Genomic DNA, 14,445 nt, shown 5'->3' on the forward strand with positions numbered 1-14,445 from the left:
GACGCTCACTGCGGCAACAGGCCGAGGGCCTGGCGCAAGGTGGAAACGGCGGCCGCTGCATCGATGCGGGCACGCGCCAACTGGCGTTCTGCCTGCACGGCTTCGAGCTCCACGCGCAGGCGCGTGGGCCAGTCGGCCTCGCCCAGGCGGAAGGCCTTGTCGATGAAGCCGCGCGTGTCACGCGCCAGCGCTGCGTGGCGGGTCATGGCCTCGCGCTGGGTCTGGGTGGCCTTCACGCGGGCCGTGGCGGCGGCCACGTCGGCGGCCAGCCGGTCCTGCTCCACGCGGGCGCGCACCTCGGCATCGAGCGCGTCGGCGCGTGCGGCGGCCTCCTTGGCGCGCGCCCGGTCGCCACCGCCCAGGGGAACGCGCAGGCCGACGGTGAAGCTTTGCAGGTAGCGCTCGCCCGATTGCTCACGCCCGCGCGTGGCGGCCACGGTCAGTTCGGGGTTAGCGCGGGTCTGCACGGCAGCCAGGTCAGCGGCGCGGCGCGCCACCTCGGCCTGGTCCTGCCAGTCGGCCACGGCGGGGTGGTCGGCGGGCAGGCCGGCGCCGGGCACGGCCTCGGGCTCTGCCCCGTCGGCCAGCTCCACGCCGCCACCCCAGACAGCCAGGGCCGCCTGCGCCACATCGCGCGTTCCGGTGGCTTCGGCCACGGCGGCTTCTGCCTGGGCCACAGCACCCTCGGCCTGGGTCTGGTCGGCACGCGACATGTCGCCGGCCTGGAAGCGCCGGGCCACGTCGGCCGCCAGGCGCTGGGCGTTCTGCAGGCGGTACTGGGCCAGGCCCAGTTCCGCCTGCGCACGCTGCAGGGCCCACCAGGCCTCGCGCACGCTGGCGGCCAATTGCAGCTGCGCGGCCAGGCGGCGGCTCTCCACGGCTTTGATCTCGGCATCGCCGAGTGCGGCCTTGCGTGCGCGCTCGCCGGGCAGCCACAGCGGCAGGGCCACGCCCAGCTCGACCTCGCGGCTGCCCTGGTTGCTGCCGGGCCGGTCGGTCTTGGTGGACAACTCCAGCGCGGCGGGCTCGGCCGTAAAGGACGATGCGCCGCTGCGCGCGGTCTGCGCCGATTCGCGCCGCAGCGCGACCGACTGTGCCTCGGGCTGGCGCTCCCAGGCCCTGTCGAACAGGGCCTTGAGCGTGAGCGGTGGTGCCGGCGGCTGGGCCAGCGCGGCACTGCCGGCCAGCGCCCATCCAAGGGCCACAGCCGCCATGGACAGCCGTGGTGTGTGGTTCGTTCTTCTCGTTCGTTGCATCCGATTCCTCTGCAGTGGCCAGGGGCCACGGGGTTGAAATCGGCAAGGCACGATGCCCGGCGCGCAGGTGCGCACCGCCGCGGCCCGCCGGGGCCACGTGGAATCGTCAGGAAGGGGCTACCCGGTGCCCGCCTCGCCGCTCAGGCGAGGCGGAACCAATTGGGGCGTTCGGGGCGGGAGAGGGGTGGGTGGACCCAGGCTGGCGCCGCCTGGGACGCAGGGCGGCCCACCGACACCACGATGGCCTGGGCGCTGGCGCTCAGCGCCATGCCGCTGCCCGCGCCATGGCAGGCATGGCAATCCATGTCGGCCGTGCCAGAGGTGGCAAGGCCCCTATGGTCGGGCGTTTCACTGGTCTGGGATGGTGCGGCTTGGTCATCGGCCTGGTGCTCATGCACATGGTGGCCAAAATGCGAGGCCTGCGGTGCGGCCTCGTGCCCGCAATACGGCGATGCAGCGGCCCAGATGGACTGGAGCGGCATGAACAGCAGCAGGAAGACGAGGAGCAGGCGGCGCATGGTGGTGTGCGCGCATTCTAGTGACAAGAACGTGCAGCGCAGCATGCGCAAGCGCGCATGTCCCCATGGGGCCAAGGGCATGGCCATGGCAGATGACCGAATCGTCATCTGCACATCATCCGGCCGCCACGAGAAACTGCGGCGTGCCATCGCTGGCATGCACCTCGGAGCACTCCACACCCCACACGCGCGCAATGGCCGCGGCATCCAGCGTCTCGCCGGTGGGCCCCACGTCGCAGCGCCCAGCGCCCATCAGCACCGTGTCGTGCGCATAGCGCAGCGCCAGGTTCAGGTCGTGCAGCACCGCCACCACGCCAATGCCCTGCTCCACCGCCCAGCGGCGCACCAGGGCCATGGCCTGGTGCTGGTGCGCCAGGTCGAGCGCTGCAGTGGGTTCGTCCAGCAGCAGCCATCGTGTGGCGCCATCGGGCCTTGGTTCCCAGATCTGGGCCAGCGCCCGGGCCAGGTGGGCGCGTGCGCGCTCGCCGCCCGAGAGGGTGTTGACGCCCCGCGTCGCCAGGTGGGCCACGCCGGTGGCCTCCATCGCATCGTGGGCAATGCGCACCTCGTGCCGACTGGGCAACTGGCGGTGGGGGAAACGCCCCATCTCCACCACCTCCTGCACCGTGAAGTCGAAGGCCACCGCTGTCTCCTGCGGCAGCACGGCACGCAGGCGCGCCAGTTCCAGCGCGGCCATGGCCGAGAGCGCCCTGCCCCCCAGGCTCACCGAACCCGAGCGCGGCGCGCGCTGGCCCGAGAGCATGGACAGCAGCGTGGACTTACCCGCCCCGTTGGGCCCGAGGATGGCGGTAAAGCGGCCAGGCGCCAGGCGTGCATGCACGGTGGCCAGCAGCGGACGCCCTAGTAGGCCGACCCCCAACTGATCGCATACCAGCGGATAGCCAGGATGGAGGGAACTTGCGCTCACACTTTGCTCCTGAACTGGCGCAGCATGGCCAGGAACAGGGGCACGCCGATGAAGGCCGTGAGCACCCCGAGCGGCAGCTCGGCCGGCTTGACGATGGTGCGCGCCACCACGTCGGCCGCCAGCACCAGCGTGGCGCCCAGCAGCGCCGAGCAGGGCAGCACCACGCGGTGGTCCGGCCCGGCCACGAGCCGCACCCAGTGCGGCGCCACCAGGCCGATGAAACCGATGATGCCGGTGGCCGCAGTCACGGCACCCACCGCCAGCGCCGTCACCAGCACGGCCAGGCGCTTGGTGCGCTCCACCGGCACGCCCAGCAGCGCGGCCTGCGCCTCGCCCAGGGCAATGGCATTGAGCGGGCGCGCCAGCGCCAGGCCCAGTCCGCAGGCCACCGCGACCAAACTGCCCACCAGGGCCACAGCGCTCCAGCGCGCCCCGCCCAGGCTGCCCAACAGCCACATCTGGATGTTGCGCAACTGCTCGTCGGTGGAGATGAAATTGAGGTAGCCGATCCCCGCCAACGCCAGCGCATTGACGGCCACGCCGGCCAGCAGCATCAGCCCCATGCGCGTGCCGCCATCGGTCTGCGCCAGGCCGTAGATGAGCGCGGTGACCAGCAGGCCGCCGCCAAAGGCCATGAGCACCAGGGTCCAGCTGCCCAGGGTGCGCGGCAGATCGGGCAGAAAGTGCATGCCCAGCACGATGGCCAGGGCCGCCGCCAGCGCGGCACCGCTGCTCACGCCGATGAGGCCGGGGTCGGCCAGTGGGTTGCAGAACAGCCCCTGCATCAGCGCACCGGCCAGGCCCAGGCCGGCCCCGGCGGCCACGCCCATCAGCAGGCGCGGCAGGCGGATGTTGACGAACACCAGGTACTCGGGCGCATGCTCGGGCACCGGCGCGGCGCCCAGGGCCTGCAGCAGCACCTGCCACAGCTCTACCGGCGTGATCGCATAGGCGCCCTGCGTGCTTCCCCAGACGAAGGCCAGCAGCACCAGAGCCAGGCCCAGCGCCAGCGCGGTGCGCGGGGACAGGCGCCCCGGGGTGAGCCGCACCAGGGGCTGCACGGCCGCCAACCCGCTCACGCGGTGATCGCCTGCATACGCACCTGGATCTCCCGCACGGTGCCAGGCAGGCGCGGCCCGAAGCCGAGCAGTTGGCTGGCCTCCATCGTCACCAGGGCCTTGCGGCGGAATGCCGGAGTCAAGGCCAGTTCCGGCCGCTGCCAGAAGGCAGCCTCGCCGCCCAGCGCCTCGATGCCTTGCGTGCTGTTGAGCAGCACCTCGGGCGCGGCGCTGGCCATGGCCTCGGCCGTGAGCGGCCGGTAGCCTGCGAACTGGGTGATGGCATTCGTGCCGCCGGCAAAGCGGATCAGCGCATCGGCTGCGGTACCGGTGCCGGCCACCATGGGGCTGCCGCTGTGCGAGAGGATGAACAAGGCACGCGGGCGCCGCGTGGCCGCGGCCACCGCCTTCTGCACCGCCGCCCATTGCGCGTCCAGGTCGGCCTGCAGGGCTGTGGCCTCGCGTTCGCGGCCCGCCACGCGGCCCACGGTGGCCACCTTGCGCTGCACTTCGTCCCAGGTGTGGTCGGCCTTGACCAGCTCCACGCGCACACCGGCGCTGCGCACCTGGTCGAGCACCACGGGCGGGCCCGCCTCGGTGGTGCCCACCACGGCATCAGGCTTGAGGGACAGCAGCCCCTCGGCCGAAAGCTGGCGCATGTAGCCGACCTTGGCGGTCTTGAGCGCGGCCTCGGGAAACAGGCTCGTCGTGTCCGTGCCCACGAGCTGGCTCTGCGCGCCCAGCAGGTAGACCACCTCGGTCAGCGCGCCGCCCAGCGAGACGATGCGGGTAGCCCCTGCGGCATGGACCTGGCCCAGCGCGAAGGACAGCGGCAACGCCGCAGCACCGCGCAGCAGATGGCGGCGTTCGATCCAACCGGTATCACGCGGCATGGGCCAGCTCCTGCAATCGTGGCAGGCGTGCCGCCAGGTCGCGCCAACCCTGCAGCTCGGGCTTGCCGGGCTTGCGCGCACCAAAGAACATGGCCATCAGCTCGCCCGCAGGGTCGAAGGCCTCGACCGAGGTCACTACGCCGTCGGCCGTGGGTTTTTCCACCAGCCACACGCTGGCCACCATGTCGGTGCGCAGGTGCAGGTTGAAGCCGGGGTCGAGCACATTGATCCACTGCGCTCCGGGTGTGTCCAGTGGTTTGATGTTGTTCATGGGGCCGGTATGGATCTGAATGCAACCGCCGCTGCTAACGAAGACCATGATGGGCAGACCGCTTGCCGCCGCGCCCTGCAGCAGCGTCGCTACGGACTCCTTCGCCAGGCGCCAGGCAAACTGCCCCTCGACCAGGCGAAAGCTCTGCTGGCGCTCCACCGCGAACTTCTTCGTGAGGCCGAAGAACTCGTGCGTGTCCTGCATCCCGGCCCAGGCCTCGCGCAGGCCGGCGGCGTCGATCTCGGTGTCGGGTCGCGGCACTTCGGCCAGCGGCGCGGCACCGAACACATAGCCCGCGCTCGGCTGGGCAAAGCGCTGCACCACGGCATCGAGCGCGGCCAGGTCGGTGGCTTCGCGCACGAACACCTTGTGCACCGCACGCCCGTGGGCGTTGAAGAACTGCAGGCTGCGCTGGGGCGCGCGTGCCGGGTCGCTGGCGGCCTCGGTCACGGCAAAGCCGGCATGCCACTGGGCGAAGAACAGGCGCAGGTCGATGTCCTCGCTCAAGGCCAGGCCCACGGGCCCCGCGGCCGAGATGTTCATGTAGACCCCGGTCTTCTCATGCACCACGCCCTCGTTGCGCGTCAGCGCCATCAGCGGGCCGCAGGCTTGCAGCGACTGCAGCAGTTGCAGCCACGAGCCCTGCAGCGGCACGGCCTTGAGCGGGTACTCGTGCTCGCCCGCATGGGCCGCGATGGCTGCACCTTCGGACAGGCCCAGGGCTTCGGCCGCATCCTTGGCGCGCTTGCCCGTGGCCCGCACGGCGGCGAACTGCTCGCGGATGGCGGGCGCGGTCTGCAGGCGCATGCCGTTCGGGTCGGCGTTGTTCGTCATCAGTACATCGCTCATTGCACGGTCTCCGGTGCGGTCAGCCACAGCGCGCGGCGCTGCTCGGCGGCCGACAGGGCGGCGCTGGCGGCATCGCCCCCCTGCCCTGCCCCCTGCTGGGCCCAGCGGCCCTGCAGGCTCCAGACCACGGTGCGAAAGTGCGGCGTGAAGCCCTCGGCGTCGGCCAGCATCTGCAGGTTGGCGGTGATCTTGCGGCCCATCGCATCGCGGTGGCTGTCGCAGCAGGCCTGCACATAGCCCGTCATCAGGGCCAGGGTGCCGGCCAGCAGCGCCTCGGCGCAGGGCAGGCTGTATTCCTCGTCGCAGTGGGCGCCGGAGGCGGGGCTGTCGGATGCATGGCTCATGGTCTGTCTCCTTGCGCGATGGATGGGTTGAAATGATCGATCAGAAGTCCGCCACCAGCGAGACACGCACGTTGCGGCCTGGCTGGCTGTAGGCGTCGATGAAGCTGGCGTTGGCGGCCAGGCCGCGCACGTCGGCCCAGCGCCAGTGCTTCTTGTCGGTCAGGTTGTAGATGCCCGCGTTCAGGCGCAGGTCCTTACGGATGCGCCACTGGCCCGACAGGTCGAGCACCGTGTACGAAGGCGTGAGGTACTGCGTGCTGCCCGTGGCCACGGTCACGTCGCTGGCCTTCTTGGCGGCGGCGTGCGTCAGGTCCAGGCGGGCCATCCACGCGCTGGTGTCGTAGCGCAGGCCGGCCGTCAGGCGCTGCGGGTCCACGGTGTTGACCGGCTTGCCGGTGGCGGTGTCGCACCCGCGTGTCTGGCCATAGGCGAAGGGGGTGCTCAGCTGGCCGCCTACGAAGCTGCCCCAGCGCATGTCGCCCTTGACCTCGAAGCCATTGAGCTTGACGCGGCCGATGTTGACCGACTGGAACACCAGCGGGTTGCCCGGCGCGCCCGTGCCGCCCACCTGGCGCAGGTCTTCGATGAAGTCCTTGTAGCGGCTGGTGAAGGCGGCTGCCTCGATGGACAGCGCGTCCATGCGGCCGCGCACGCCAAGCTCGAAGTTCTGGCTCTTCTCGGGCTTGAGGTCGCCGTTGGGCACCGTCTTGTAGTTGCTGACCGGGTTCTCGAAGAAGGCGTTGACCTGGCCGGCGTTGGGCGCACGGAAGCCCGCGGCATAGTTGCCGAACACGCTCCAGGCATCGGTGGCGCGGTACAGCACGCCGAGCTTGGGCGAGGTGGCGTTGCCGGACAGCGAGACCGCCTGCGCGCCGAAGCCGCTCTGGTCGGCCTTGATGCGGAAGGTGTCGAAGCGCACGCCGGGCGTCACGCTCCAGGGGCCGCTCATGATCTCGTCCTGCACATACAGGGCGGTGCTGGTCTCGGTGGTGTCGGGAAAGCGCTTGAGTGGGAAGGTCTCGCCCACGGGCGGCGTCACGCCGTCCTGCAGGTTGGTAACCTTGGCGGACGAATGGTCGATGCCGTAGGTGATCTTCTGCACCCAGTCGCCACCCGAGCGCAGCAGCTTGCTGCCCTGCACATTGGCCTGCCAGCTGCGCTCGTCGTAGGTCACGTCGCGCACACGGTCGGCGGCGGTGCTGCGGTCCTCGAAGGCGTAGTCGCGCGAATGCGCGTCCTGGAAGCTCAGCGTGGCCTTCACATCGTCGGCGAAGCCGGTGTTCAGGCGCCAGTGGCCCTCCCACGTGGCGCGCGTGCGCTGCATGTCGGTGGATGAGTTGGATGCCAGCGTGGACGTGGCCGCCAGCGGCGGCTTGGAGCGCGCGGTGAGCAGCTCGTAGTCGGAGGTCTTGTCCACATGCTCCAGCGTGAACACATGGCGCTGGCCACCACCGGTCGTGAGCACCACCTTGCCCATGAGCGCACCGCCCTGGTCCTTCTGCGGGTTGGGCAGGGTGCGATCGGCGTTGGCCGAGTCTTTGGTGCCCATGTTGTCGAGCTCGCGCGAACGGTTCACGCTGCCGGCCACCAGCCATTGCACCGTGTCGTTGGCGCGGCCGGCCACCGTGGCACCCAGGCGCTTGCCATGGTCATCGCCGTCGTAGCCGGCATTCACCTGGCCGCCCAGGGTCTTGCCGTCCTTGAGGAAGTTCTCGGGGTCCACGGTGATGAAGTTCACCAGGCCGGCCATGCCATCCGAGCCGTACAGCGCCGACGTGGCGCCGCGCACCACCTCGATGCGCTGCAAGAGGCCCATGTCCAGGTAGTCGCGGCCGAAGGCGTTGGCGCTGAACACATAGCTGCGCGGCAGGCGGATGCCGTCCACCATCATCAACACGCGGTTGCCGTCCAGGCCGCGGATGTTGAAGCCCGCGTTCTGCTCGCGGCCCGTGGAGCCGCTGGCCAGCGAAAAGCGCGCGGGCGAGCGCGTGACCGACACGTTGGGCAGCTCGCGCACCGCATCGCGGATATCGCGCACCTGGCCCTCTTCGAGCGCGCGGGCGTTGATCACGTCGATGCTCATCGGCAGTTCGTCGGGGTTCTGCTCGCTGCGCGAACCGCTGATCACCACCTCCTTGAGCGCCGGGCCCGCAGCCACGATCTGCACGGGCGCGCCCGCGGTCTGCGCCTGGGCGCCGGTGAAGGAGGTACACGCCAGCGCGGTCAGCAGAGCCAGCGGACGGAGTGCGAAACGGGGGGATTGGTCGATTGGTTGCGCCACGGCAGGAAACCCTTTTTCTCTGAGACGGATGGAAACAGAGCTGGCTTCGGACGCCGGGAGGCCCTTTCAAAGGGCTGGCAATGGCTGGCTACCGCTGCATTATATGAGAATAATTATCAATACGAATTGACTCTGCCCATTGCCCAGTCCATAAAACAGAAACGGGAGCCCGAAGGCTCCCGTTCATCCCATGCTGGGCCTGCAGAATCACGCAGCCACAGCCTCGGGCACTGCCTCAGCCGTGGCCTTGGCCACCACCGGCATGCGGATCAGGTGGTCGAAGGCGGCCAGGGCAGCCTTGGAGCCATCGCCTGCGGCAATGACGATCTGCTTGAACGGCACCGTGGTGCAGTCGCCTGCGGCGAACACGCCGGGCAGGTTGGTGCGGCCATGTGAGTCGACGATGACCTCGCCGAACCTGGACAGCTCCACCGTGCCCTTGAGCCATTCGGTGTTGGGCACCAGGCCGATCTGCACGAACACGCCTTCAAGCGCCACCAGGTGCTCTTCACCCGTCGCCCGGTCCTTGTACTTGAGGCCATTGACCTTGCCGTCGGCACCGGTGATCTCGGTGGTCTGCGCGTTGGTGTGGATGCTCACGTTGGGCAGACTCTTGAGCTTGTTGACCAACACGGCATCAGCCTTGAGCTGGTCGGCGAACTCGACCAGCGTGACATGGGCCACCAGGCCGGCCAGGTCGATGGCTGCCTCGACACCCGAGTTGCCGCCGCCGATCACCGCCGTGCGCTTGCCCTTGAACAGCGGGCCATCGCAGTGCGGGCAGTAGGCCACGCCCTTGTTCTTGTACTCGGCTTCGCCGGGCACATTGACGTTGCGCCAGCGCGCGCCGGTGGACAGGATCACCGTCTTGGAATGCAGCGTGGCACCGTTGGCCAGTTGCACGCCGATCAGGCCGCCGGGCTCGCTGGCGGGGATCAGCTTGTCGGCGCGCTGCAGGTTCATGATGTCCACGTCGTAGGCACGGGTGTGGGCTTCCAGGGCAGCGGCGAACTTGGGGCCGTCGGTCTCCAGCACCGAGATGTAGTTCTCGATGGCCAGCGTGTCGTTCACCTGGCCGCCGAAGCGCTCGGCCGCCACGCCGGTGCGGATGCCCTTGCGGGCAGCGTACACCGCGGCTGCCGCGCCGGCGGGGCCGCCGCCGACGATGAGCACGTCATAAGGAGCCTTGGCCGACAGCTTGGCCGCGTCGCGGGCCGCCGCGCCGGTGTCGAGCTTGGCGATGATCTCCTCGACCGACATGCGGCCCGAGGCGAAGACCTTGCCGTTCATGAACACCATGGGCACGGCCATGATCTCGCGGTCGGCCACTTCCTGCTGGAAGGCACCGCCCTCGACCACCGTGGTCCTGATCTTGGGATTGAAAATGGACATGAGCGACAGCGCCTGCACCACGTCCGGGCAGTTGTGGCAGGTCAGGCTCATGTAGACGTCGAACTCGAAGTCACCGTCGAGCGCGGCGATCTGCTCGATCACTTCGGGCTCGACCTTGGGCGGATGGCCACCGGTCCACAAGAGGGCCAGCACCAGCGAGGTGAACTCATGGCCCAGGGGCAGGCCGGCAAAGCGCAGCGAATTCGTGCTGCCCACGCGCTGCAGGCTGAACGAGGGCTTGCGTGCGTCCTGGCCATCGGTGCGCAGGCTGATCTTGTCGCTGCGCAGGGACTGGATGGTGGTCAACAGCTCCAGCATCTCGCGCGAGGTCGCGCTGTCGTCCAGGGAGGCCACCAGTTCGAACGGCTGCGTCACGCGCTCCAGGTAGGCGGCAAGCTGGGTCTTGAGTTGGTCGTCGAGCATGGTGGTGTCCTTTCGAGTTCTGACTTATAGGGTGGGGGCCAAGGCCGCTTGTGGCAAGCCTGGGTCCGCAACAGAGCGTAAAAAATGGGCGAAAAAAAGCCGGACGGCATGGCGCACGCGCGCCATGACGCTGTCCGGCTGGGGAGCGGCCCCAAGGCCGCTCTGCCGATGCAATCAGCCGATCAGATCTTGCCGACCAGGTCCAGCGAAGGAGCCAGGGTCTTGGCGCCGTCGTTCCATTTGGCGGGGCACACTTCACCGGGGTGGGCGGCGGTGTACTGGGCGGCCTTGAGCTTGCGCACGGTTTCCTTGACGTCGCGGGCGATTTCGTTGGAATGCACTTCGGCGGTCTTGATGATGCCGTCGGGGTTGATCACGAAGGTGCCGCGCAGAGCCAGGCCTTCTTCAGGGATGTGCACGCCGAAGGCATTGGTCAACTGGTGCGTTGGGTCGCCAACCAGGGGGAACTTGGCCTTGCCCACGGCGGGCGAGGTTTCGTGCCAGACCTTGTGCGAGAAATGCGTGTCGGTGGTGACGATGTAGACCTCGGTGCCAGCCTTCTGGAATTCGGGGTAATTGTCGGCCGCGTCTTCGATTTCGGTGGGGCAGTTGAAGGTGAAGGCGGCAGGCATGAAGATCAGCACGGACCACTTGCCTTTGAGATCGGCTTCGGTCAGGTCAATGAACTCGCCCTTGCCATTGCGGTTGACGAAAGCGGTGGTCTTGAAGGGTTGAACTTGCGTGTTGATCAGGGACATTGCTGTTTCCTTAAGGGTGGTTGAACTGACTAGGGACTGAAGTTTAGGCCTTCTGAGGCCATCAATCCAATTAATTGATTTGATTGAATCAATTGCCTGTGACTATACTTAGAAACCCGGCCCTGCGTCTGTTGCGGGTTGAAAGCGGCTGTTTCAGGCGCCTGGGTCCCCGGCATGACTGTGGGCAGCTTCTGTGAATTTTTGGCGAAAACCCCTGGGCGAGGCACCGCGAAGAGCACCGAACGCGAACACAACTCAGCATCACACGCAGCCAATGCGAAGGTACGGGGGCTTGCCTTGCGTGCGGCGCCCGCGCTCACGACAATCAGCGGCGAATCACATAACAAGGAGGTCTCCCCATGCAAGGCGACGCACAGGTCATCGGCCATCTGCAGGCCCAGCTCAAGAACGAGCTCACCGCCATCAACCAGTACTTCCTGCACTACCGCATGCTCAAGCACTGGGGCTTCGACAAGCTGGCCAAGAAGGAATACCAGGAGTCGATCGGCGAGATGAAGCACGCCGACGTGCTCATGGACCGCATCTTCATGCTCGACGGCCTGCCCAACCTGCAGGACCTGGCCAAGCTGCAGGTCGGTGAGGACGTGCCGGAGATCCTGGCCTGCGACCTGAGCTCCGAAAAAGGCGCCCAGGCCACCATCAAGGAGGGCATTGCCCACTGCGAGACCGTGCGCGACTACGTCTCGCGCGACATCCTGCAGAAGATCCTCGACGACACCGAAGAGCACATCGACTTTCTGGAAACCCAGATCGAGCTGATCGCCAAGGTCGGCCTGCAGAACTACCTGCAGTCCCAGATGAGCGAAGAAGACTGAGCTTTCCCCATTCACGAGTCGCCCCACGAAGACAGTAGAAAAAGCAGACTCGACCATAAAAAGACTGACAAACCAGCGCCAACGACAAGTACCCCACACCTTCCACAACGGGCCTCGGCCCGTTTTTTTATGCCCGCTCGCCGGACAACAGTGGCTCGACGGCGCCAACGTTGTTGCAAACGCACACACGTTGCAAACAAATAATGAGAACCGTTCTCAATTAAGTAAACTACGGGCCCAGCCAGCAGCCCGCCTCCACAGCGCACCCCCAGCACCGGGGCGCGTTCGTTCACGCACCCTCTCCTGCCAGCCAACCATGAATTCCGGGATGCCCCCGCATCCCGCGCCGCGCCTGTGCGCGGCCTTCATCCGTTGGCTGCGCACCGTCGTCATGGCGCCGCCGCCTTCGGGTGCCACGCCTTGGGTGTCGCCGCGCCTGCCATGCAAGCACTACCAACACCCCTGGCCGCAAGCAACCACCGAACGCGACACCAGGGAGTACCGACATGCACCGCCGCTTGCCCCACCAGAACGACCACCACCGCCTGGGCCCGTGCACCGCCTCGCCCACACGGCGCGGCGGCTTCTGAGGCAGGGAGGCTCGTCATGAAAACGACCCATCCCGGCTGGCGCTACCGCCTGGCCATCACCTCGCGCGCGCTGGCCGCCACGGCGGGCGGGTATGCGCTGGCTGCGGCCTTCACCGCCGCCCTGTCCCTCGCCCTGGCCCAGGCCATGCCGCGCGTGGAAGCGGTGCTCACCGCCACCATGCTGGCCTGGCTGGTCTACGCGGGCGCCGCAGGCTGGGCCTTCTACGCCCGCACGGCCTGGGGCGCCTGGGGCGGCACCCTGCTACCCGCGCTGCTGCTGGGTGCCTGCGCCATGGCGCCGCGCTGGCTGGAGACACTGCAATGACCGATATCACCCCTGCTTCCCCCGCGCCGCGCGCAGCGCGCGAACAGGCCCGCGAGGGCTTTCGCCAGGCCATGTCCTGGCTGCACACCTGGGCCGGTCTCGTGCTGGGCTGGCTGCTGTTTGCCATCTTCCTCACGGGCACGCTGTCGTTCTTCAAGACCGAGCTGAACCTGTGGATGCGGCCCGAGCTGCACGGCATGCCGCCCGCCACTGCCGACGTGGCCGAGCGCGCCGTGGCCGCCATGAACCGCAAGGTGCCCGACGTCACGCAGTGGATTCTGCGCATGCCCGACGAGCGCCAGAATGCCGTCACGCTGCTGTGGCGCGACACGGGCAATGGCCGCTTCGAGACCCTGCTCATGAACCCGCAGACCGGCGAGACGGTGGATGCGCGCAAGACCATGGGCGGCGAGTTCTTCTACCGCTTCCACTACGAGTTGCGCACCGCGCAGAAAAGCCGTTGGGCCATCGAAGGCCGCTGGGTGGTGGGCCTGGCCACCATGCTGATGTTCATCGCCCTGCTCACCGGCGTGGTCACCCACCGGCGCATCTTCAAGGACTTCTTCACCTTCCGCCCCGCCAAGGGCGGGCAGCGCGCCTGGCTTGACGCCCACAACGTCACCGGCGTGCTGGTGCTGCCGTTCTACCTGATGATCACCTTCAGCGGGCTGATGATCTTCCACACGCTGTACATGCCCTCGGGCATCGCTGCGGCCTACCAGGGCCCCAAAGGCGTGGATTCACAGACCTACTTTGCCGACCTGCAGGGCGAAAAACCCGAGCGCCGCGTGCGCCGCAATCCCGGCGACAAGGTGGAGCCGCTGCCCGCAGCGATGCCACTCGCCGCCATCCTGCAAACCGCGCGCCAGCGCTGGGAGGGCGGGCGCATCGGTGGCATCCAGGCGCGGCGCGACGCACAGGGCACGCCGGTGGTGGAGGTCACGCGCCACGAAGGCGACCGCCTGCAGTACCGGCCCGAGCGCATTCTGTTCCACGGCACCACCGGCGCCGTGCTGGAACAGACCGACGCCACCACGCCCGCCGCCGTGACCTATGGCGTGCTCTATGGCCTGCACCTGGGGCGCTTTGCCGGCCCGGGCATGCGCTGGGTGCTGATGGGCTTCGGCCTGCTGGGCAGCCTGATGATCGCCACCGGCATGGTGCTGTGGTCGGTCAAGCGCAGCGCGCAGGGCCAGCGCAAGGGCAGCGCTGCAGCCGATGGGCCGCTGCGCCTGCCATTCGGCCAGCGCCTGGTGGCCAGCCTCAACATCGCCTCGCTCGCAGGCCTGCCACTGGCCTGCGCCGTGTACATGGCGTCCAACCGGCTGATTCCACTGGACGCGCCCGAACGGCCCGATGCCGAGCTGTCGTGCTTCTTCGGCGCCTGGGGCGTGGCCCTGCTCTGGGGCGTGCTGTTCCCCAACCGGCGCGGCTGGTCGCTGGTGCTGGCCCTTGCCGGCGCCGCCTGGGCGGCGCTGCCGGTGCTCAACGCGCTGACCACGTCCACCCACCTGGGCATCAGCCTGCCTGCGGGCGACTGGCTGTGGGCCGGCATGGACCTCAGCTTCCTGGCCACCGGCGCGCTGCTCTCCTGGCTCGCCTGGCGCCTGCGCCCGGGCCGGCCGCTGCCGGGCAAGGCAGGCCGCAAGGCCGAGGTGCCCACCCGCGCCGCAGCCATGGCCACCCCCGATGCCCTGCCGGCCTCCCAGGCCTGAACGAGTCG

Annotated in this window: 13 protein-coding genes; 3 read left to right on the forward strand and 10 right to left on the reverse strand. The window is 68.5% G+C overall.

Going from position 1 to position 14,445, the window contains the following annotated elements; translation table 11 throughout:
- Nucleotides 1-5: 5 nt before the first annotated feature.
- The 10 genes from ASE28_RS19600 to ahpC form a co-directional block, all read right to left on the reverse strand.
- Nucleotides 6-1,214, reverse strand: a complete 1,209-nt coding sequence (locus ASE28_RS19600; RefSeq protein ID WP_157422054.1) for a TolC family protein — start codon at nucleotides 1,212-1,214, stop codon at nucleotides 6-8.
- A gap of 182 nt (nucleotides 1,215-1,396) precedes the next feature.
- Complete coding sequence (locus ASE28_RS19605) at nucleotides 1,397-1,774, reverse strand: DUF2946 family protein (RefSeq protein ID WP_164470726.1); 378 nt, start codon at nucleotides 1,772-1,774, stop codon at nucleotides 1,397-1,399.
- Between the two features lie 115 nt (nucleotides 1,775-1,889).
- Nucleotides 1,890-2,702 (reverse strand): heme ABC transporter ATP-binding protein, encoded by an 813-nt coding sequence (locus ASE28_RS19610; RefSeq protein WP_057268133.1) that lies wholly within the window; start codon nucleotides 2,700-2,702, stop codon nucleotides 1,890-1,892.
- Nucleotides 2,699-3,781: an iron ABC transporter permease gene (locus ASE28_RS19615; protein ID WP_057268134.1), complete on the reverse strand. Its 1,083-nt coding sequence runs from the start codon at nucleotides 3,779-3,781 to the stop codon at nucleotides 2,699-2,701. Before ASE28_RS19615 ends, ASE28_RS19610 begins: the two co-directional genes overlap by 4 nt.
- Nucleotides 3,778-4,653: a hemin ABC transporter substrate-binding protein gene (locus tag ASE28_RS19620; RefSeq protein WP_157422055.1), complete on the reverse strand. Its 876-nt coding sequence runs from the start codon at nucleotides 4,651-4,653 to the stop codon at nucleotides 3,778-3,780. The genes ASE28_RS19615 and ASE28_RS19620 overlap by 4 nt, the downstream gene beginning before the upstream one ends.
- Entirely contained in the window at nucleotides 4,643-5,773 is a 1,131-nt protein-coding gene (locus tag ASE28_RS19625; RefSeq protein WP_057268135.1) for a hemin-degrading factor, read from the reverse strand. Before ASE28_RS19625 ends, ASE28_RS19620 begins: the two co-directional genes overlap by 11 nt.
- Entirely contained in the window at nucleotides 5,770-6,117 is a 348-nt protein-coding gene (locus ASE28_RS19630; RefSeq protein WP_057268136.1) for a hypothetical protein, read from the reverse strand. The genes ASE28_RS19625 and ASE28_RS19630 overlap by 4 nt, the downstream gene beginning before the upstream one ends.
- Before the next feature lie 40 nt (nucleotides 6,118-6,157).
- Nucleotides 6,158-8,398, reverse strand: a complete 2,241-nt coding sequence (locus ASE28_RS19635) for a TonB-dependent hemoglobin/transferrin/lactoferrin family receptor (RefSeq protein WP_057268137.1) — start codon at nucleotides 8,396-8,398, stop codon at nucleotides 6,158-6,160.
- Between the two features lie 207 nt (nucleotides 8,399-8,605).
- Nucleotides 8,606-10,213, reverse strand: coding sequence for an alkyl hydroperoxide reductase subunit F (gene ahpF / locus ASE28_RS19640; RefSeq protein WP_057268138.1), 1,608 nt, complete (start codon nucleotides 10,211-10,213; stop codon nucleotides 8,606-8,608).
- A gap of 182 nt (nucleotides 10,214-10,395) precedes the next feature.
- Nucleotides 10,396-10,971 (reverse strand): alkyl hydroperoxide reductase subunit C, encoded by a 576-nt coding sequence (gene ahpC, locus ASE28_RS19645; RefSeq protein WP_007854684.1) that lies wholly within the window; start codon nucleotides 10,969-10,971, stop codon nucleotides 10,396-10,398.
- A 359-nt stretch (nucleotides 10,972-11,330) separates the two neighbouring features.
- Here ahpC and bfr point away from each other — a divergent pair, with 359 nt between their 5' ends.
- From bfr to ASE28_RS19660, 3 genes are all read left to right on the forward strand, one after another.
- A complete protein-coding gene (gene bfr / locus ASE28_RS19650; RefSeq protein WP_057202336.1) occupies nucleotides 11,331-11,807 on the forward strand; it encodes a bacterioferritin in 477 nt (158 codons plus the stop codon).
- A gap of 606 nt (nucleotides 11,808-12,413) precedes the next feature.
- Nucleotides 12,414-12,722 carry a hypothetical protein gene (locus ASE28_RS19655; RefSeq protein WP_057268139.1) on the forward strand — a complete coding sequence of 103 codons (309 nt, stop codon included), beginning with the start codon at nucleotides 12,414-12,416 and terminating at the stop codon, nucleotides 12,720-12,722.
- A complete protein-coding gene (locus tag ASE28_RS19660) occupies nucleotides 12,719-14,437 on the forward strand; it encodes a PepSY domain-containing protein (RefSeq protein ID WP_057268140.1) in 1,719 nt (572 codons plus the stop codon). Before ASE28_RS19655 ends, ASE28_RS19660 begins: the two co-directional genes overlap by 4 nt.
- Nucleotides 14,438-14,445 lie beyond the last annotated feature (8 nt).

The organism is Acidovorax sp. Root219, assembly GCF_001428665.1.
GTDB lineage: Bacteria > Pseudomonadota > Gammaproteobacteria > Burkholderiales > Burkholderiaceae_C > Acidovorax.